Source organism: Pseudomonas sp. GGS8, from assembly GCF_024168645.1.
In the GTDB taxonomy this organism is placed as follows: Bacteria; Pseudomonadota; Gammaproteobacteria; order Pseudomonadales; family Pseudomonadaceae; genus Aquipseudomonas.
In genome coordinates this window covers 4,884,685-4,902,524 of record NZ_JALJWF010000001.1, presented here as the reverse complement: position 1 = coordinate 4,902,524, position 17,840 = coordinate 4,884,685, and the positions used below count along the sequence as shown (strand labels likewise).

Annotated in this window: 13 protein-coding genes; 6 read left to right on the top strand and 7 right to left on the bottom strand. The window is 60.4% G+C overall.

The window, feature by feature from the left end:
• Positions 1-10 precede the first annotated feature (10 nt).
• From J3D54_RS21940 to J3D54_RS21920, 5 genes are all read left to right on the top strand, one after another.
• On the top strand, positions 11-2,383 hold the full coding sequence (locus J3D54_RS21940) for a hypothetical protein (RefSeq protein WP_253422576.1): 2,373 nt from the start codon (positions 11-13) through the stop codon (positions 2,381-2,383).
• 73 nt (positions 2,384-2,456) lie between these two features.
• Complete coding sequence (locus J3D54_RS21935; protein WP_253422574.1) at positions 2,457-3,380, top strand: hypothetical protein; 924 nt, start codon at positions 2,457-2,459, stop codon at positions 3,378-3,380.
• Positions 3,381-3,399: 19 nt separating this feature from the next.
• A complete protein-coding gene (locus tag J3D54_RS21930; protein ID WP_253422572.1) occupies positions 3,400-4,710 on the top strand; it encodes a hypothetical protein in 1,311 nt (436 codons plus the stop codon).
• 3 nt (positions 4,711-4,713) lie between these two features.
• Complete coding sequence (locus tag J3D54_RS21925; protein WP_253422570.1) at positions 4,714-6,522, top strand: hypothetical protein; 1,809 nt, start codon at positions 4,714-4,716, stop codon at positions 6,520-6,522.
• A gap of 34 nt (positions 6,523-6,556) precedes the next feature.
• The gene (locus J3D54_RS21920) at positions 6,557-7,612 is read left to right on the top strand and encodes a hypothetical protein (RefSeq protein WP_253422567.1); all 1,056 of its coding nucleotides are present in this window, start codon (positions 6,557-6,559) and stop codon (positions 7,610-7,612) included.
• Between the two features lie 69 nt (positions 7,613-7,681).
• Here J3D54_RS21920 and J3D54_RS21915 read toward each other — a convergent pair whose 3' ends face one another.
• The 5 genes from J3D54_RS21915 to J3D54_RS21895 all read right to left on the bottom strand — a co-directional run bounded on the left by J3D54_RS21915 (position 7,682) and on the right by J3D54_RS21895 (position 13,092).
• Positions 7,682-8,767: a 2,3-butanediol dehydrogenase gene (locus J3D54_RS21915; protein WP_253426712.1), complete on the bottom strand. Its 1,086-nt coding sequence runs from the start codon at positions 8,765-8,767 to the stop codon at positions 7,682-7,684.
• A 93-nt stretch (positions 8,768-8,860) separates the two neighbouring features.
• The gene (locus J3D54_RS21910) at positions 8,861-9,973 is read right to left on the bottom strand and encodes an acetoin dehydrogenase dihydrolipoyllysine-residue acetyltransferase subunit (protein WP_253422565.1); all 1,113 of its coding nucleotides are present in this window, start codon (positions 9,971-9,973) and stop codon (positions 8,861-8,863) included.
• Positions 9,970-10,989, bottom strand: coding sequence for an alpha-ketoacid dehydrogenase subunit beta (locus tag J3D54_RS21905; protein WP_253422563.1), 1,020 nt, complete (start codon positions 10,987-10,989; stop codon positions 9,970-9,972). The genes J3D54_RS21910 and J3D54_RS21905 overlap by 4 nt, the downstream gene beginning before the upstream one ends.
• 33 nt (positions 10,990-11,022) lie before the next feature.
• On the bottom strand, positions 11,023-12,000 hold the full coding sequence (locus J3D54_RS21900) for a thiamine pyrophosphate-dependent dehydrogenase E1 component subunit alpha (RefSeq protein WP_253422562.1): 978 nt from the start codon (positions 11,998-12,000) through the stop codon (positions 11,023-11,025).
• A 33-nt stretch (positions 12,001-12,033) separates the two neighbouring features.
• Positions 12,034-13,092: an ATP-NAD kinase family protein gene (locus tag J3D54_RS21895; protein WP_253422559.1), complete on the bottom strand. Its 1,059-nt coding sequence runs from the start codon at positions 13,090-13,092 to the stop codon at positions 12,034-12,036.
• 346 nt (positions 13,093-13,438) lie between these two features.
• Between J3D54_RS21895 and J3D54_RS21890 the strand changes: the two genes are divergently transcribed.
• Positions 13,439-15,325, top strand: a complete 1,887-nt coding sequence (locus J3D54_RS21890; RefSeq protein WP_253422558.1) for a sigma-54-dependent Fis family transcriptional regulator — start codon at positions 13,439-13,441, stop codon at positions 15,323-15,325.
• Between the two features lie 11 nt (positions 15,326-15,336).
• Here J3D54_RS21890 and J3D54_RS21885 read toward each other — a convergent pair whose 3' ends face one another.
• Positions 15,337-15,660 (bottom strand): hypothetical protein, encoded by a 324-nt coding sequence (locus J3D54_RS21885; RefSeq protein ID WP_253422556.1) that lies wholly within the window; start codon positions 15,658-15,660, stop codon positions 15,337-15,339.
• A 565-nt stretch (positions 15,661-16,225) separates the two neighbouring features.
• Complete coding sequence (locus tag J3D54_RS21880; protein WP_253422554.1) at positions 16,226-17,791, bottom strand: carbohydrate porin; 1,566 nt, start codon at positions 17,789-17,791, stop codon at positions 16,226-16,228.
• Between the last annotated feature and the right edge of the window lie 49 nt (positions 17,792-17,840).

Below are 17,840 nucleotides of genomic sequence, written 5' to 3'. Positions count from 1 at the left end.
GGAGCATGACATGAGCGTATTGAATTTCCCCCGCATCTACCTCAACGGCCATATGTTCTGGAACCCGCCAACGGCCAACAACAACGATGTATTTCCACTCTATGACGCGGTCAACATGGATATTAACTGGCCGTTTGTGAACTTCTACGACATCACGCGCCAGAACGCCCCCAACACGCTGATGCCCTGGGTCATCAGTCCCGTGAATAACGTCCCGGACTACGTGCCGATGGTGCCGACCAATGGCAGCCCGACCCCGTACATTCCCGCAGAGTGGGATCTGTTTGGCGACAATGCCTGCGGCACGGTGTGCTACGAAGATATCCGCTCCGTGGTCATCGGCGGCGAGCTACAGGCCAACAATTACATCGACCAGGATGCGCTGGTCGGCAAGAACTACCAATTGCTCGGTAACCCCTTTGGCAGCGCCAGTCCTACTGCCGCGCGCTTCGTGGACATCAGCCCGTGGCAGAACGCCTTCACCGCGTTGTATTTCGACAAGCTGGAGCTGGGGGATGATAAATGCGGCCTGACCCTCAATCGGCAATACCGGATGCTGGACCGATTCCTGAACTTCAATTGGGGGGCCCTCGGTGGTCTGAAGTATGTCACCACCACCTGGCAGACCTGCTTTCCCCAGGAAAACCTGGAATGGGTTATCGGCAACTCCGCGCTGCTGAGTCAGCTTCAACAGCAGATGAGGCAACAAGGGGCTCGTGGCTTGATGTTCAGGTTTTCCACCTACCTGACCTACTATGACAAGAACGGCATTTTCAACGACTTCCCGCCGATCAATACCCACTCCACGACAGCCGCGGACATGGCCAAAGTGCAAGCGATGTATCAGAAGGGTCTGGACAACGTCGCCGATATCTTTTTCAACCCCGCCTACAGCCGTACCGCAGCGACCCTGGGCCTCTGGTTCGCCGACGAATACCCCACCGCTCCGGCCGGCCGGCGTCTGGTGCCCGCCAACGCCGTACCGATTTATCAAACAAACCAGAATGTCGAGGCCGCCAGCATCACGTTGGGCGTGATGTCGGCCCAGATTACCGACCACACCCTGTCGCTGGATCTGGGCAACACTTTTCCGTTCTATCCAGTGGACTCCAACGCCCCGATCCCGACGGCCGAAAAATTCCATGCCGGCAACTATCTACTGGGGGTACGCAAGGATGGACAGTTCAACCCGGTGATCAACTTCGGTTTCGAGCAGTATCGACAAGCAGCCTTCGACAAACGCTCCGGCCTGCTGGACTTCACGCTCAACGACTCAGACAAGGCGACTCTGCAGGCAGGCCCTCTGGAGCTGCAGCTACAGGGCACGCAAACGCCCCAGATCGCCTCCACCCAGCAGATGTGGACCGCCGAAGTAATAGAAAGCGGCAGTTTCATCGACGTGGGTGATCACAAGACGCTGCAAATCATGGTGCAAAAGGATGGCAAGCCAGCGGCCAACACCGTGCTGTGGGTGGCGGAGTATGGCAACCCCTTCATGGTGACCACCAGCAACTACTATCTGGCATTCAGCAATCCGGCCGACTTCACGCTGTTCTACGACCATCCGGCAGACCGCACATTGAACAAGCCCAATCTGCCGCAATTCAACGATGTGCTCGCGGTATCAAGCCCCCGGGCTACCGGGAGCGGCCGTGGACTCACCGCCCTACAGGCCGTGGATACGTCGAATGCCGGGCCTTCGGGAATACCGGTAAATTATCAGCAGTTCCTGCATGACTTGGGTAAACCGGTCGCGGTCAACTTGCGCCCTTGCCTGGCATTCGACGCTGCCATCTCCAGAACCGGGACGCTGCGCGATGCTCAGAACAGCACCGTCAATTACTCTGTTGCAAAGATCACCACCAACGCCAGCGGCATTGCCCAACTGGGCGTCAATGCTCGAGCCCCGGGCTTTCCCACCCTGCGGTTCTTCGTGCAGGAAGACCACAACGACCCGGCCGTCCCCTTCAGCTTCAACTACACCCAGGCCTACACAGACTTCCTCGCCCCGATGCGCGTCCTGCCACTGGATCCGCAGTTACAACAGGACTTCATCACCTACTGGAACTCCATCTGCACGCGTCAGAACGCCGCGACGCTGTTGTGGGAGAACTTCATCTACCCACGCATCTTGCAGACCTTCTATTACCTGTACCCCATCATGAACAAGTTCATGCCGCTCAACTCACAGGCAAGAGTGGAAGGCGCCGTCGACCAGCTGATTGTGCTGATCAGCAAGGAGTACCAGGAGGAAAGCACGCTCGCCATGCCCATCACCCGCGACATGTCACAAAGCCGACGCGCCGTACTGGAGCTCTGGGCGCAGTCCCTGGTGAAACGCAATTACCCGCCCATCCCGCTCAGCATGAGCGATTACGAGTAAGGCTAAAACAACAACGCTCACGCAGGACCACCGGGTGACGAGCCTGTCACCCGGCACTTCACAGGAGTGTCATATGAAAGCCAGCATTTTGAACCGGCTGTTGCTGCTGACCCTGCTGCTCATCCCGGCTCTATTCGCCCAGGCGGACAGCGGCGCGGTGTACTTCACCATGGGGGTGCACAACACCGAGGGTTGCAATGAGCAGAACGGCAATTGCATCGCCAAACGAGCACCGGGCGAGCCTTCCGATCCGTTTTTTCCGGCGTACTGGATCAGCGACTGGACCATGTACCGGGTGATGCACAACTACGAGAAAAGCCCGCCGCCCTACAGTAATCCACCCACCACCCTGACCCCGGCGGACTACACCGTTTCCCGCGGGACCAGTTACTACGACACCGCGTACATCCCGCCGGATGGCGACGGCTTCGGCGCGATGATGGAGCACTACGAAAAATACTGTCTGCCAATTTTTCCGATCAAGAACAACAATTACACCTGCTCGTTCGTGTCCCTGGGCAACAAGGCGTATTTCCTGACTTACCCGCAAGACCGCCCTAAAGACATGCCGGCCTGTTGCATGTTTTCACCGATGAATCATCCGCCGCGGCAAGATTTCATCCAGCACCTGCCCTACAGCGCCGAGCGCAGCAAAAACCTCAATGGCAGCGTGCAGGCCTACGCCCTGGACCTCGATTCGCCGCAAGGTCCGATCCTGTTCGGCTATGCCTTTTTCAAAAAGCCAACGGGACAACCGCCCTACCGGCATCCCCAGTCGTTCTTTTTCTCCGGTGACACCAGCGTCGCCAATGCCCCCATCGTCAGCCAGAACTACACCAACTTCCGCATCGCCAAACCGGACCCGGCCCAGACCTGGGCGCAAGTGGCCGCCATGTGCCCGTCGAATCCACCGCCCTGCCAATTGTTCGAGCCACCGGCGTCACAGAGCAACGGCCAAAAGGCGCAGTGGAACAAGCTGATGCAGCGCAAACCCTGAACAACGACGAAGGATCGCCATGAAAACCACACTCCGTCTCTGCGTGATATCCGTGGGCCTGGCCAGTCTGTCAGGCCTGGCCCTGGAGCAGGCCCTGGCCCGGGAACAGGTCAAGCCGTCGACGCAGGCCAGCAACCTGAGTTGCCAACCCCCCAGCACCGCGCCGACCGCCACCGCCAGTCAGGACCAGTTCGATCAATACAGCTGGCAGATGTTCATCGCCTTGAACTGGCCCGCACAGAACGGGCAGCGAGGTGATCCCGACTGTGCCAAACAGCCTGGGGATCCCGGTTACACCGTTTGGCAGACCTACAAGACCGTGGAGGAAATCTTTCTGCCAAGGGGTGCCAATCCTGGCCCGTGGAATACCCCGCAGACCGCCAAAAGCCTGGGCATCATCAACATCGCCGCGCTGAAGAACAGCACTCAGGTGAATGCCGTCGACCAGGCCGTTGGCGGCTGGCTGATCGACCAGGCGGGTAACCCGACCTACTACGACATCTCGGCCAACGAGACGTCCTACGACTACATCGTCAACAACAGCTTCTATAACGCCGATATCGTTTCCAAAGCCAATAACATCAACTTCCCCAACGGGGTCATCGAGGTCAAGTCGAGCTGGCGCATCCTCACCCCCAACGACAATGCCAGCCGCTACCTGACCATGCTCGCGCGCGTGGCCACGTTCAATGACCAGGGCCAGCGCACCGGTGTCACCGAGGCCTACCTGGGCCTGGTGGGCCTGCATATCATCACCAAGGTCAACGGCTATCCGCAGTGGATCTGGTCGACCTTCGAGCAGATCGACAACGTTCCGCCCAAGGAGCTGGTGCATGGCCAATGGGTCGATCAGCCAACAGCCGGCATGACCTACTCCTACTTCAACCCCGCCGCCCCCGTCGTCACCCTCAACCAGTCGCCGTGCGACTGGCAGACTCAGGGTACACAGCTGGTCTGCGTGCCCAAACCCGGCACCACGTTCCAGACCCCGAACCCGCTGAACCGGGTCACCCCGATTGCCGAGGTCACCAACGGGGTGAACACCAACTATCGCACCGACCCGGGCCTGCAAAAAAGCGTGTTGAAGTACTACCAGCTCATCACCACTCAGCGCCCGCTGATGCCGGATAACCCCAGCAACCCACTGGGCCAGCCGACCCCGTCGCTCTCGGCCAACGTGACCATGGAGAGCTACATCCAGCCCAACAGCAGCTGCATGAATTGCCACTCCATGGCGACGCCGGTCAAGAGCCCCTACAAGTCCGATTTCTCCTACCTGTTCAAATTCGCCAATGCGCCTGTCGGCAAAACCACCAAGGACAAGGAATAGATCATGAGCATTCTCAATGGACCACGACTGAATTTCTGGGGCGGCATCCGCACCGACGTCAGCCTGCCGAACAACTCCCCCACCATTCCTTACGACGGCAATGAGCATTGGCCGCTCTTCGACCTGACCACCTCGACCCTGGCACTAGGCGCCCAGTCTTACACCGACGATCAGTTGAACAACATGATCAACGCGCCCGACGGCGACTACTACACCGCCGGTGGCTGGAATCACTACGGACAACATGTCGTCGACATGCAGAACGCCTTGATCAGTTCCCAGGGTAATCCGGGCAGCATCAGCACCACCGGTGACATGGTGGGCCAGCCGGTCTATCTGCTCGGCTCAGTGGACCCGGTCACCGGACAAGGCCCCGTTTCCGGCCCGATGATGGTGGACCTGGACCCGACCTCCTCGACCACCACCCAGATATTTGTCGGCGGTCTGCAAATTGGCGGCAACAGCAACATCCAGCTACTGATTCGAGATAACACGGTCTGCAGCAGTCTGGATGTGAAAACACGGGTGCTGGAGCCAGAGAGCATGGATGCGCCCGGCTCCTTCCATGCCAGCGGCACATTTCAGTTGACCTTTCCCCTGAGCAGTATTGTCAGCTGGAACCAGAACAGTAGCGGCCTGCGGTCGATCATCCAGGCGCCGGGCGCAACCGGCATCGTCCTGCGTTTCGTCATGTTCGAGATGTGCCCCACGATGACCACCGAGCAACTGGACGCCGATTACGCCGCCGGTAAATACACCCCCAACCCGAGCATCGGCCGGGTCATCGGGACGCTGGCCCCGGCCTTCGACGATGAGCCGCTGAACTGCCAGCCGGGCCGGCAACTGGTCAACCAGAGCGTCAAGAGCACGGGCTATGCCGATCTGGGCGACAGCGGCATCTTGAGCATCGACATGGTGAACGTCATCCCGAAGCAAACCTTCAGGGCCGTCAGGGACGACATCACCAGCCCCATCGGGCCCAACGCGGATTACGGCCCCGTCACCATCAGCGCCGGCACCACCACCCTGACCACCCTCGACCCGGCAAGCAGCCCGTTGTTTGACTACTACGTGTATGGCGGCATCGTCGACCTGCCCTTGAGTGCCACGCAGCAGCAAGCGGTGCGGACCACAGCGCTGGCGATCAACGCACCCAATACCGTCTCCGAGACCACGCTGCATGCAATCGAATCGACCTATCGGGTGTATGCCGATCAGCGCAACGTTTATCTTGAGGACTACCCCAATGGCCTGTCGATCACCCTGCAAGTCAGGTATCTGGGTGGACCGGTCACCAGTGCCACCGAAATCGACCTGAAGGCCGGTGCCCCTGCGGTCTACAAAAATCCGAAGTACTGGAATTTCCTCGAGTTTCCTGACTCGCTGACCATCAACCCCGGCCAGCTCGACGTCAGTTTCCCGGTCACCCTCAAGCCGGGTACGGCAGCCCAGGCGGGTTTTGTCGCGCTGACTTACACGGTCAACGGTCTGGCAAGCGGTGGCTACTTCACCAGCTTTCGCAAATACGCACAGACCGACTTCGGCATTCCCGCGGGCACCACCATCACCTGGCCGCTGATGTACCCCAACGTCCTGCGGTTTCACTACCTGGCTTTCCCCGCCATGTCGCGCTACATCCCGCTCAATCAGCCCGACGCGGTCATGGCCGCCAAGAACCCCATCCTCGCCCGCACTTCGGATGCGTACAAAGGCACCACCCTGTTCATGCCCGTGGTGCGCTCGATGTCGCCCTGCCAGCGGGCGCTGCTCCGGGCCTATCTCACCGGTGAACCGTGGCAACCGCCGCAGTAACCGCGTCCATCCCTTGTCCATGGAGAGAAGCCCTATGCCCGTTCCCCTTCATATTCCTGCGCAGCCGCGCGAAACCCTGCGCCCGAGTACGATCATCGCCGAAGGCTTGCTTAACCCTCGGGGCGTTTGTGTGCAGGCCGACGGCAGCCTGCTGCTGACCGAAGCCGGCTCCGGCCTGCCGGACCAGCCCTTCAGCGGCCGTATCAGTCGATTGCGACCGGATCCACACACGCCCGGCGCCTACCTGCCCGGCGAAATACTCGCGCAAGGTTTTCGCGCCATGAACATGCAGGCCCGCATGCTGCGCGATGAAATCATGGGACTGTCGGACATCGCCTGCGGTGACGGGCGCTGTCTGGTCAGCCAGACCGATTACGTCGAAGGTTCCAAACTGCTGGACCTGCAATTCACGCCACCCGAACCGATATTTCACAGCCGTGGCAATCTGAATGCGCTGTGTTACCACCCGACCCGCCGCAGTTGGCTGGCGGTCAAGCCCGACACCAATCAGTTAGTGGAATTCAGCGCTGAACACGACGAGCGCGTGCTGGTCCAGTTGCCCGAACTGGACCAAGGCCAGGAAGCCGTCCCCGTGACCCTGGTGTACGAACCGGCGACCGACGCGGTGCTGATCAGTCTGTTTTCCGGAGAGTTGCAGGGCGACCCGACGCGCAAGGGCATCGACTTTGCCGATAAGGCCGGCCAAGTGATTCGGGTCCGGCCTGACAGTGGGCAGATCGAGATCCTGATTCGCGACCTGCAACTGCCCACCGGACTGGCGCTGTGTCCGAAGGGCAATGTGCTGGTGCTGGAGCTCTGCGAGCGCCTGCAACAACCCTTGCCACCCGACTGGAACGGCGAACCGCTGCACGGCGGCTTTACCCGTTTCACCGGGCGACTGTTGAGCTGCAACCTGCAAACCGCCGAGGTCGAGGTGCTCGCACGCGACCTGGATACCCCTTCCAACCTGTGTCTGCTGGAGGATGCGGTACTGGTGAGCGAAGGCATGGGCTTGACCGGCCGGCCACTGCCCATGCCAGACAACACTGTCGTCCCGTTGAGCGGCAGGCTGCGGCGGGTGCAGCTCTGAAAAGGCGGGCTACACGTTCCCTGACATTCCTGCCGCGAATTCGGCAGGAATGTTCAGGCCCGGCCATCGTCAATCGCTCTCTGAGGTGCCTCGGATTCGAGCGGGTGACACGATGATTTTCACGTTGTGCTCCTTGTTGTTAACCAATTGCTCAAAGCCCTGCCCGACGATCTGTTCCAGCTGAATGCGCCCGGTTATCAGCGGCGTGATGTCCAGCCGGCCGTCGGCGATAAAGGCGATCACATCTGCGAACTCACCGTTATAAGCGAGTGCACCCAGCACCTGTTTTTCGGTGGCGACCAGCTCAAAGAAATTGAACTCGCTGGGCTCCTCGAAGATACCCACCAGCACACACGTGCCGGCCTTGCGGATGAGGTCGATGGCGAGTTTGGCCGTGTGTTTGTTGCCGATGCATTCGAAACTGACATCTGCCCCCAGCCCGCCGGTCAGCCGCCGCACCTGCGCCAGAGCATCGCACTCATTGGGGTCCAGCACTTGACTCGCGCCCACCTCCAGAGCCTTGGCCTTGCGCGCTCCCGACATTTCCAGAGCAATGACCTGGGCCGCGCCAGCCGCCTTGGCGCACATGATGGTGCACAAGCCGATGGTCCCAGCGCCAACCACCACCACATTTTTCCCCAGCAAACTCCCGGCCTTTTTCACCGCGTGCATGCCCACCGCCAGCGGTTCGATCAGCGCCCCGGCTTGCGCGGGAAAGTTGGCCGGCAACTTGTAAAGCAGGTTGGCCGGCACGTTGACCAACTCGGCGAACGCGCCATTGTTCATCAACCCGGTGAACGCCAGGTTCTCGCAAATGTTGTACAGCCCATGGGTGCAGTAATAACAAGTGCCACAGTGCTGACACGCATCGGCGGCCACCGGTTCGCCCACACTGAACCCCTGGACCCCGGCGCCGATTTCGACGATCTCGCCACAGAACTCATGACCGAGAATGCACTGCCCCTTGATGCCGGTCAGCGGGTGCGGCGCATCCACCGGAATGAACACTGGCCCAGCCACGTATTCATGCAAGTCGGAGCCGCAGATACCGCACCATTGCACGCGAATCTGCACCCAGCCCGCCGGTGGCGAGACGGGCAACGGCACATCTTCGACACGGACATCGTGACGACCATGCCAGACAGCGGCACGCATGCTGCGGGTCGGATCAATTGGAAGGCTCATGTTGGAATCTCCTTGAAATCGTTGGCCCTGGCGCCCGGCAAATAGCCGGTCGCCAAGGGGGTATCAGTGTTGTTGGACAAAGTCCTGAATCAGCCGATTGACCTGCTCGGCCGCTTCCATCTGCACCATGTGCGCCTGACCCGGCAGGATTTCGACCTGGGCGTCCAGCCCAACGCTGTGGGTCGCAGGAATGATCGCGTCGTCACTGCCCCAGATCAGCAACACGGGGCGACGGTTTTCTTGCACCACACCGCGCAGATCGAGTTGTTGCCGTCCTTCTTTGAACAACCCCGAAACCAGCAGGCGCAGGGCCGCATCCACCCCTTCCAGACGCTTGTACTTGAGCATGTCTTCGAGCATCTGCCGATTAACCAGCTCAGGGTCGGAGAACAGTTGCACCAACTGTGGTTTGAGGGCATTGCGGCTGGCTGCCTCGACAAAACCTTGCAGGTAGTCGCCGTTGATTTCCGCGCCCAGGCCGGCGCTGCCGATCAAGCTCAGGGAACGCACCCGCTGGGGAGCCAGTCGCGCGGTGTTGAGCGACACCGCCCCGCCCATGGAATGCCCCACCAGATGCGCCACCGGAACATCCAGATGATCGAGCAGTGCCAGCAACACCCCGCTCAACTCATCCAGATCGCCGTGCTCCAGCTGTTTGGTCGACTCGCCATGGCCCGGCAGATCCAGGGCAATCACCCGGCGCCCGGCGGCTAATGCCTCATGATTGAACATCCAGTTGTTCAGGTCACCGCCAAACCCGTGCACCAGCACCAACGGCACCCCGCCTTCGCCACGCTCGAAGTAACGGATCAGCCGCCCGCCCAACTCGACCTTCTGCGGCTTCGGCCCACTGTCTTCCTCGGCACCGTCACCCGGCACGAACGCGGCCTGGAACTGCTCGATCACCGCATCGATCTCGGCCTCGCTGGCTTCGCCGTCAACCACAATGCCGAGCAATGCACCGACCGCGAGGGTTTCGTCCTGGCGCGCGATCTGACGGCGCAGCACACCGGAAAACGGTGCTTCGACGCTGCTGGAAATTTTGTCGGTTTCCACGTCGAGCACTTCATCGCCCTTGGCAATCGCCTGGCCCTCCTCCTTGAGCCAGACATCGACCCGCCCTTCGGTCATGGACAAGCCCCACTTGGGCATGGTCAGGGTATGGATCTGGCTCATGAACGCTTGCTCCACTCGATCAGTTTGAGCACGGCGTTTTCGATCTTCGCCGCGTCAGGGATGTAGAGGTCTTCCAGTGCGTCGGAGAACGGCACCGGCGTGTGCGGCGCGGTGACCATCTCGATGGGTGCCTTGAGCGAGGCGAACGCTTTTTGCGCCACCAGGGCCGATATGTCGGTGGCCATGGAACAGCGTGGGTTGGCTTCGTCGATCACCACCAGGCGCCCGGTCTTTTCCACGCTTTCAAGAATGCTGTCTTCGTCCATCGGGCTGGTGGTGCGCAGGTCGATGACCTCGCAGTCAATGCCTCGCCCTGCCAGATTGCGGGCTGCATCCATCGCCGTATTGACCGTGCGCCCATAGGAGACCAGCGTCACGTCCTTGCCGTCGCGCAGGAAGTTGGCCTCACCGAACGGGATGGTATAGAGCTCTTCCGGCACCTCGCCCTGCATGCTGTAAAGCAGTTTGTGTTCGCAGAAGATCACCGGATCGTTGTCGCGGATAGCCTGGATCAACAGGCCCTTGGCGTCATAAGGTGACGACGGGCAAACGACTTTCAGTCCGGGGATGTGGGTCCACAGCGACGTGAGCATTTGCGAATGTTGGGCGGCTGCCCGCAGGCCCGCGCCGACCATGGTGCGAATCACCAACGGGGTGGAAGCCTTGCCACCGAACATGTAGCGGAACTTGGCTGCCTGATTGAGGATCTGGTCCAGGCAACAACCGGCGAAGTCGACGAACATCAATTCACACACCGGGCGCACGCCACAGGTTGCTGCGCCTACCGCAGCACCGACATAACCCAGCTCCGACAGCGGCGTGTCCAGCACGCGACCGGGGAATTGGTGGTAGAGGCCCTTGGTCACGCCCAATACCCCGCCCCAGGCGTCGTTTTCCCCAGGAGCACCGGCACCGCCGGCGACGTCTTCCCCCATGATGAACACGCTGGGGTCGCGGCGCATTTCCTGGGCCAGGGCTTCGTTGATTGCCTGCTGATAACTGATTTTTCTCGCCATGATGAAGGTCTCGATTCTTGTTATAGGGGGCGTTCAGGGATAGGAAACGTAGACGTCGGTGAGCAAGTCGGCGGCGTTTGGCTTGGGGTCGGACTTGGCCTTGCGCACGGCATTTTCGATCAGCAGGTCCACTTCACCATCGATCTGGTCCAACTGGCTGGCATCGATCAAACCGGTCCGAGTGGTACGTTCGCGAAACTGCATCAGGCAGTCGTTGTGCTCGCGGAAATACTTGACCTCATCCGGTGCCCGATAGGTCTGGGCATCGCCTTCAAAGTGACCGTAGTAGCGGGTCAACTTGACCTCGATCAACGACGGTCCTTCACCGGCTCGGGCGCGCGCCACCGCGGCACCGGCGGCTTCGTGAACAGCGAAAAAATCGAAGCCGTCGACGGTGACCCCAGGCATGCCGAAACCGGCTGCGCGGTCGGCGATATGATCACAAGCCACGGACCAGTTGGACGCCGTGGCCTCGGCGTAACCGTTGTTCTCGGCAATGAACAGGCACGGCAGGTTCCACACCGAGGCCATGTTCATCGCTTCGAACACCGCGCCTTCGTTGGAACCGCCGTCGCCGAAGAACGCCACGGCGACGCCGTCGGTTCCCTTGAGCCTGGCGGCCAGGGCCGCCCCTACCACCAGCGGTGCACCGGCCCCGACGATGCCATTGGCACCGAGCATGCCTTTCTCGAAATCGGCGATGTGCATGGAGCCGCCCTTGCCCTGACAGACCCCGGTTTTCTTACCGTAGATTTCAGCCATCATCCCGTGCACATCAACGCCCTTGGCGATGCAATGACCGTGGCCACGGTGGTTGGAGGCGATGCAGTCGTCATCCCTCAGGTGAGCCATGACACCGGCGGCCGAGGCTTCTTCACCGGCATAAAGATGGACGAAACCGGGAATCTCGCCGGTGGCGAACTCCACGTGCAGGCGCTCTTCAAAGACGCGGATGGTGCGCATCACCCGATAGGCGTGCAGCAATTGATCAGCGGTCAGCTGTGTCGACATTTTTATTCTCCAGGGTGTCTTGAGGCTCAAGTTTCAAAGTGCAAGGTTCAAAGGGTGTTGCGGGTGTTCACGACCGATGGCCAGCAGCCGCTCTTGCGCGGCATAGGCCAGCGCCGCATTGACATCGATGCTCAGCGGGCCGCCGGCATCGAGGGTCACAGTGGGTAAGTCATGGGCGTTGAATTCGATTTCCCGTTCGCCATCCAGGGCCAGGGTGCCGCTGCTCAGGCACAGACGATGGGCAACACCGGGTTCAAGGCTGCCGGCCGCGAGCACGCCGCAGCCTTGCAACAGGCCGGGCGCCAGAGGCACCAGCAAGGCTTCGGACGACTGCGGATCAAGGCGCATCCAGGCACCGTTGGGGGCTTGGCGCGATACCGGAAACCACAAGCCGCAGAGGGCCGAGATGCCAATGGACTGAGGTTCGGCGAAGGTGACAAACACCTCCGCCAGATCGATCCCACGGCTGATTGCACGGGCGCCGATAAAGGGCAGCGAGGACACCGCCACGTCCACCAGCGCCACTTCGCACAAGTCGCGGCTCGGAATCCGCACCAGCAGGCGTTTATTGCGGCGCAAGGCAATTTCGGGCGGGATCCGGCCGCTGGCGAATAGCCCGCCGGCCAGCCCGGCGCTGGTGGCCTCACGCAGCTCCGGGAAGGCGTTGTTGGTTCCCGTCGACAGGGTCAGCAGCGCAATGTCGCCGACTTCGGCGGCCACCGCTTTGTGGGTGCCGTCACCACCGAGCACGGCAATCAGTGACACGCCGCGTTCAGCCATCCAGCGCGCGGCTTGGCGAGTGTCCGCCACGCTCTGGCGCAAGGTCAGTTCCAGGAACTCCAGGGTTGGCCAGTGGCTGTCACGCGCCTGGCGGCCATGACTGTTCTTCTTCACCGCCGCCGCGATGCCGGTCATGTCGGTGGGCATCAGCACGCGCTCGACACCGGTGGCGCCAAAAGCCGCCAGCAGCCGTTGGATCACCGAGACCTTGTCGGTGCTGGAAAACAGCCCGGCATTCGCCGTCAGGCGCCGTACGTCCCGGCCGGACGCCGGATTGGCAATGATGCCGACGGTCAGGGGCAAGCGACTCATGTCGCCACCACAGATACAGCAGAGTAAAGGCCTCGGCAGGAGGACATAGGGCACCTCTTGTTATTATCGGGTTGCCAGTCGTACTGGTTGACGGGGTTAGAGCAAGGCCGGTGCCAGGTTCGCAAAAGATCGCCAGAAAGCCCGGTCCAGAGCGGTCTTTGTTGAGTTTTCAAGGGGTGGGATATCGCGTGATTGAGACGCCCCATGTCAGCCTGCACGGGTGAGTGGTGAGACCTTGAGACGTCGCGTCTCAGCTTTGCAGTGGGTGAACCGATGCTTGTCGACCGTCCGTGAACGGCGCTTAATAGCCCGCACAATGAAAAGAAGATCGAACCGGAGGCCTTAAATGCTTTCCGCACACTCGAAGGCGCATGTGGATTGCGTCAGCCGTGTATTGAAGAACGCAGCGCATCTGCCGCAACTGCCCGTGCCGGACTTGATACTGGACTCCTGGCGCCGCTCCATGGAGCAACACCATCTGGACCCTGGCTCATTACAAGGGCCGCGGATCCTTTCCCAGAACGTGTTGCAGGAGTGTCGAGAACGCTCCGAACTGTTCCTGCGCATCGCCAGCGAAGAAGTCGCCCGACTCCACGGTCGCGTGCGCGATGCCGACTACTGCGTGTTGCTCACCGACGCCCAGGGCCAGACCATTGACTATCGCGTGGAAACCTCCATCCGTAATGATTGCCGCAAAGCAGGTCTGTACCTGGGCACCTGCTGGTCGGAAGGCGAGGAAGGCACCTGCGGGGTGGCTGCGGTGCTGACCGCACGAACACCGGTCACGGTGCACAAGCGGGATCACTTCCGCGCGGCCTTTATCGGACTCACCTGCTCTGCCGCTCCAGTCTTCGACCCTCGGGGCGAACTGCTCGGGGTGCTCGATGTGTCTGCGGTGCGTTCGCCGGACGACCGCCGTTCGCAGCACCTGATCCGGCAGATGGTGGTGCAGAGCGCACGGGAAATAGAACAAGCGTTTTTCATGAACAGTGCCCAGGGTTACTGGGTGCTGCGGGCCCACAACAGCCCGGGCTACGTCGACAGCCAACCCGATTACCTGCTTGCCTGGGACGATGACGGACGACTGCAGGCACTGAACCCCGCGGCGCGGCAGTGGCTGTGGCAAAGCGTTGGTCAACTGCCGGAACACATCGGCCAAGTGTTCGATCAGCAATTATTGCATCGGGCCAGGGACGAATCGCTCTGCCTGTTTCACTGCCAGGGTGGCCGCCACGTCTTGCATGGACGACTCAGCGCGCCACGGCGGGTAAAACGCAGCCCTGCACGTCGGGTACTGTCACCCGCCGAACTCGACCCGCGACTGGAAGAAAGCCTGCGCCTTGCGGTTCGGGTCAAAGACCGTAATCTGCCGGTGCTGATCCACGGCGAAACCGGTTCCGGCAAGGAGGTCTTCGCCCGCCAGCTGCACCAGGCCAGTCTGCGTCGTGATCGACCTTTTATCGCGGTGAACTGCGCAGCGATTCCCGAAAACCTGATCGAAAGCGAGCTGTTTGGTTATGCGGCCGGCGCCTTCACCGGGGCTTCGAATAAAGGCATGCAAGGTCTGCTGGAACAGGCCGATGGCGGCACCCTGTTTCTCGATGAAATCGGCGATATGCCCTTGCCCCTGCAAACCCGGCTACTGCGGGTTTTAGCCGAGGGCGAAGTGGCGCCCCTGGGAGCGTCACGAAGCAAAGCGATAGACATTCAGGTCGTCTGCGCCAGCCACCGCGATCTCGAAGCCCTGGTCGCCTCTGGCGAGTTTCGCGAGGACCTGTACTTCCGCCTCAGTGGTGCGCGATTCCAATTGCCGCCGTTGCGCGAGCGCAGTGATCGACTGGCATTGATCAACCGGATACTCGAAGAGGAATCGTCGGCCTGCGAGGTATCGATGCAACTGGGAAACGCCGCACTGGAATGCCTGCTCGGCTATCGCTGGCCGGGAAATGTGCGCGAACTGCGGTACGTGCTGCGTTACGCCTGCGCGGTGTGCGAGACCCACTTGATTCTGTTGAGTGATTTGCCTGAGCATCTGCCCGGCCGTCGACTCAACGATCCGGCTTCAGCTGACACCATGGAACGCTGCGCCAGTCCGGAACGCCAGGCACTCATCGATGCCCTCGTGCGTCATCGCTGGAAACCCACCCCCACGGCCAAGGCGTTGGGCATCTCCCGGGCAACGCTGTATCGACGGGTGCATCAACATGATATCGACATGCCTGGCAGGAGCTGATCACCGCCAGACTAAAAAGACATCGCCCCGTTGAGCGGCAGGCTGCGGCGGGTGCTGCTCTGAAAAGTACAGGTCTGTGGGAGCGAGCCTGCTCGCGATGCGGCCGGCACATTCAACATCGATGTCGCCTGACAAACCACTATCGCGAGCAGGCTCGCTCCCACATTTAGAACAGCGTCAATCACAACTTTGTGGCCAGTCGAGAAACCTGTGGGAGCGGGCTTGCCCGCGATGACGTTGGCACATTCAACATCGATGTCGCCTGTCGGATCGCCATCGCGGGCAAGCCCGCTCCCACAAGTATTTGAGGTTGCCCTCAGAACCAGGGTCGACATTTTGATCCTGTGGGAGCGAGCCTGCTCGCGATGAGGCCGGCACATTCAACATCGATGTCGCCTGACAAACCACTATCGCGAGCAGGCTCGCTCCCACATTTAGAACAGGGTCAACCGCAACTTTGTGGCCAGTCTAGAAACCTGTGGGAGCGGGCTTGCCCGCGATGACGTCGGCATATTCAACATCGATGTCGCCTGTCGGATCGCTATCGCGGGCAAGCCCGCTCCCACAAGTATTTGAGCTTGCCCTCAGAACCAGGGTCGACATTTTGATTCTGTGGGAGCGAGCCTGCTCGCGATGCGGCCGGCACATTCAACATCGATGTCGCCTGACAAACCACTATCGCAAGCAGGCTCGCTCCCACATTTAGAACAGGGTCAATCACAACTTTGTGGCCAGTCGAGAAACCTGTGGGAGCGGGCTTGCCCGCGATGACGTCGGCATATTCAACATCAATGTCGCCTGTCGGATCGCTATCGCGGGCAAGCCCGCTCCCACAAGTATTTGAGGTTGCCCTCAGAATCTGGATCGAACATCTGATTCTGTGGGAGCAAGCCCCGGATACTAGAACCAGGTCTCCATCTGTATCCCGTATTGCCACACACCGCCAGCGTTGAAGTCGGTCTTGCCAAAGTTGTCTGTGGAGCTGTATCGGTCCAGGTCCGAAGACCAGTTCATGAAGCTGGCGAACACTCGCAACTCGGGGCGTGTGAGCAGGTCTCCAACGTCGGGTTTGAAGGTCGGGGCGATGGTGAATTTCCAGAAGTTGCCGTCCACCGCATTACGTTGCAGGTAACCCTTGGGGTCGAGGTTCATGGTTTGCCAGCTCATTTCGTAGGCCATCTCGAAATTGCTGTTGATTTCATTAGCCAACCGCATGTTCAGGGTCATCCAGCGGTAGTCGTCTCCCTTGACGTACCGATCCTTGCTTTGTTCGGCCAGCAAGCTGGGGCCGATACGCCAGTGGGGTGCGATCGGTGTCTCGCCGTACAGCGCCAGGCGCAGCGCACGGGCGTCTTCGATCAGTTCGCCGTCCGAGCCGATGTTCTTGACCTCGGCCCCCAGCCCTTGCCCGTAGAGCAGCGCCGTCTTGAAGAAGCCTTCCCTGCCGAAAAAGTTTTTCTGATGATTGGCGACCATGCTGTGCAAGCCGGAGTCCGCAGGCTTCAGGCCCGCTTCATTGGTGCGAGTGCTAAAGTCGTTTTTCTTTGAGCCAATACCATTGAACATCCACTGCCACTGACCATTATCGAAGAACTGATTGGAGGTGAGGATGTAGCTTTCCACATCGGCATTGACACCGCCCTCACTGAAATCCCCGTAGTTACGCCCGATCAACGAGTAATTCGAGCGCCAGTTCTTGTTCATCTGCACGTCGTAGATACCACCCCCGGTGCCGGCCAGAAAGACGACGTCCGAGTCCAGCCAATGGATATCGAAGTTGTCCCTGTCGAATCGCTTGCCTGCCCACAGGGTGGCGTTCTCGAACGTCGAATTGCCCTTGAATGCGGCGAGATGATCGAGTTCCGTAAATACCTGGCGCACATTCAGGTTACTTTCGGCGGCCGTCCAGTCATTGGAGCTTTCCACTCCATCGGCGATGGAAACCGTGAATTTGGAATGGGTGCCGTTCTGCGCATAGGCTTCTTTCGACAGGTCTATACGCATGTAAGTATCGTCTTCATTACCCAGTCGCCCGACTGCACCACCGACTGAACCGGCAGGCGTCGTATAAGGACCGCCACGCCCGCCCCCCAGGCCATCGTTGATCAGCAATCCGGAGCGGGCGTAGCCCTTGAAGCTGAACCCGTCGGTGAGGTGCCCGGTACTGCCCTCCTTCTCCATACTTTGCTGACGGGCTTCGAGTTTTGCCAACCGCGTATCCAAAGTGGGCGCCGCAGTGGCGGTCGCAGTGGACGCAGCGGGCTGCAAGGCGGGAGTGGACTGTTTGAGCTGCTGCAGTTCCCTGGCGAGCGCCTGGGTTTGTTGTTCGGCGGCGGCTGCACGTTTTTCCGCAGCGCTGGCACGGGCTTCAAACGCGGCCATGCGTTCTTCCAGAGTCGCGGCCTGAGCGGTGGCCGCCGAGGTGCCGAGTACGCCTGCGAGTAGCCAGCTTGATGCTTTCTGCATAGGGGATTTCCTGTTTTGTTTTTATTTTTTGTCCTGCGACCGGCCTTTT

Bases quoted from the DNA above. Each gene is read 5' to 3' on its own strand.
- J3D54_RS21940 (WP_253422576.1), top strand. From the start codon at position 11: ATGAGCGTATTGAATTTCCCCCGCATCTACCTCAACGGCCATATGTTC.
- J3D54_RS21935 (WP_253422574.1), top strand. From the start codon at position 2,457: ATGAAAGCCAGCATTTTGAACCGGCTGTTGCTGCTGACCCTGCTGCTC.
- J3D54_RS21930 (WP_253422572.1), top strand. From the start codon at position 3,400: ATGAAAACCACACTCCGTCTCTGCGTGATATCCGTGGGCCTGGCCAGT.
- J3D54_RS21925 (WP_253422570.1), top strand. From the start codon at position 4,714: ATGAGCATTCTCAATGGACCACGACTGAATTTCTGGGGCGGCATCCGC.
- J3D54_RS21920 (WP_253422567.1), top strand. From the start codon at position 6,557: ATGCCCGTTCCCCTTCATATTCCTGCGCAGCCGCGCGAAACCCTGCGC.
- J3D54_RS21915 (WP_253426712.1), bottom strand. From the start codon at position 8,767: ATGCGTGCCGCTGTCTGGCATGGTCGTCACGATGTCCGTGTCGAAGAT.
- J3D54_RS21910 (WP_253422565.1), bottom strand. From the start codon at position 9,973: ATGAGCCAGATCCATACCCTGACCATGCCCAAGTGGGGCTTGTCCATG.
- J3D54_RS21905 (WP_253422563.1), bottom strand. From the start codon at position 10,989: ATGGCGAGAAAAATCAGTTATCAGCAGGCAATCAACGAAGCCCTGGCC.
- J3D54_RS21900 (WP_253422562.1), bottom strand. From the start codon at position 12,000: ATGTCGACACAGCTGACCGCTGATCAATTGCTGCACGCCTATCGGGTG.
- J3D54_RS21895 (WP_253422559.1), bottom strand. From the start codon at position 13,092: ATGAGTCGCTTGCCCCTGACCGTCGGCATCATTGCCAATCCGGCGTCC.
- J3D54_RS21890 (WP_253422558.1), top strand. From the start codon at position 13,439: ATGCTTTCCGCACACTCGAAGGCGCATGTGGATTGCGTCAGCCGTGTA.
- J3D54_RS21885 (WP_253422556.1), bottom strand. From the start codon at position 15,660: ATGTCGACCCTGGTTCTGAGGGCAACCTCAAATACTTGTGGGAGCGGG.
- J3D54_RS21880 (WP_253422554.1), bottom strand. From the start codon at position 17,791: ATGCAGAAAGCATCAAGCTGGCTACTCGCAGGCGTACTCGGCACCTCG.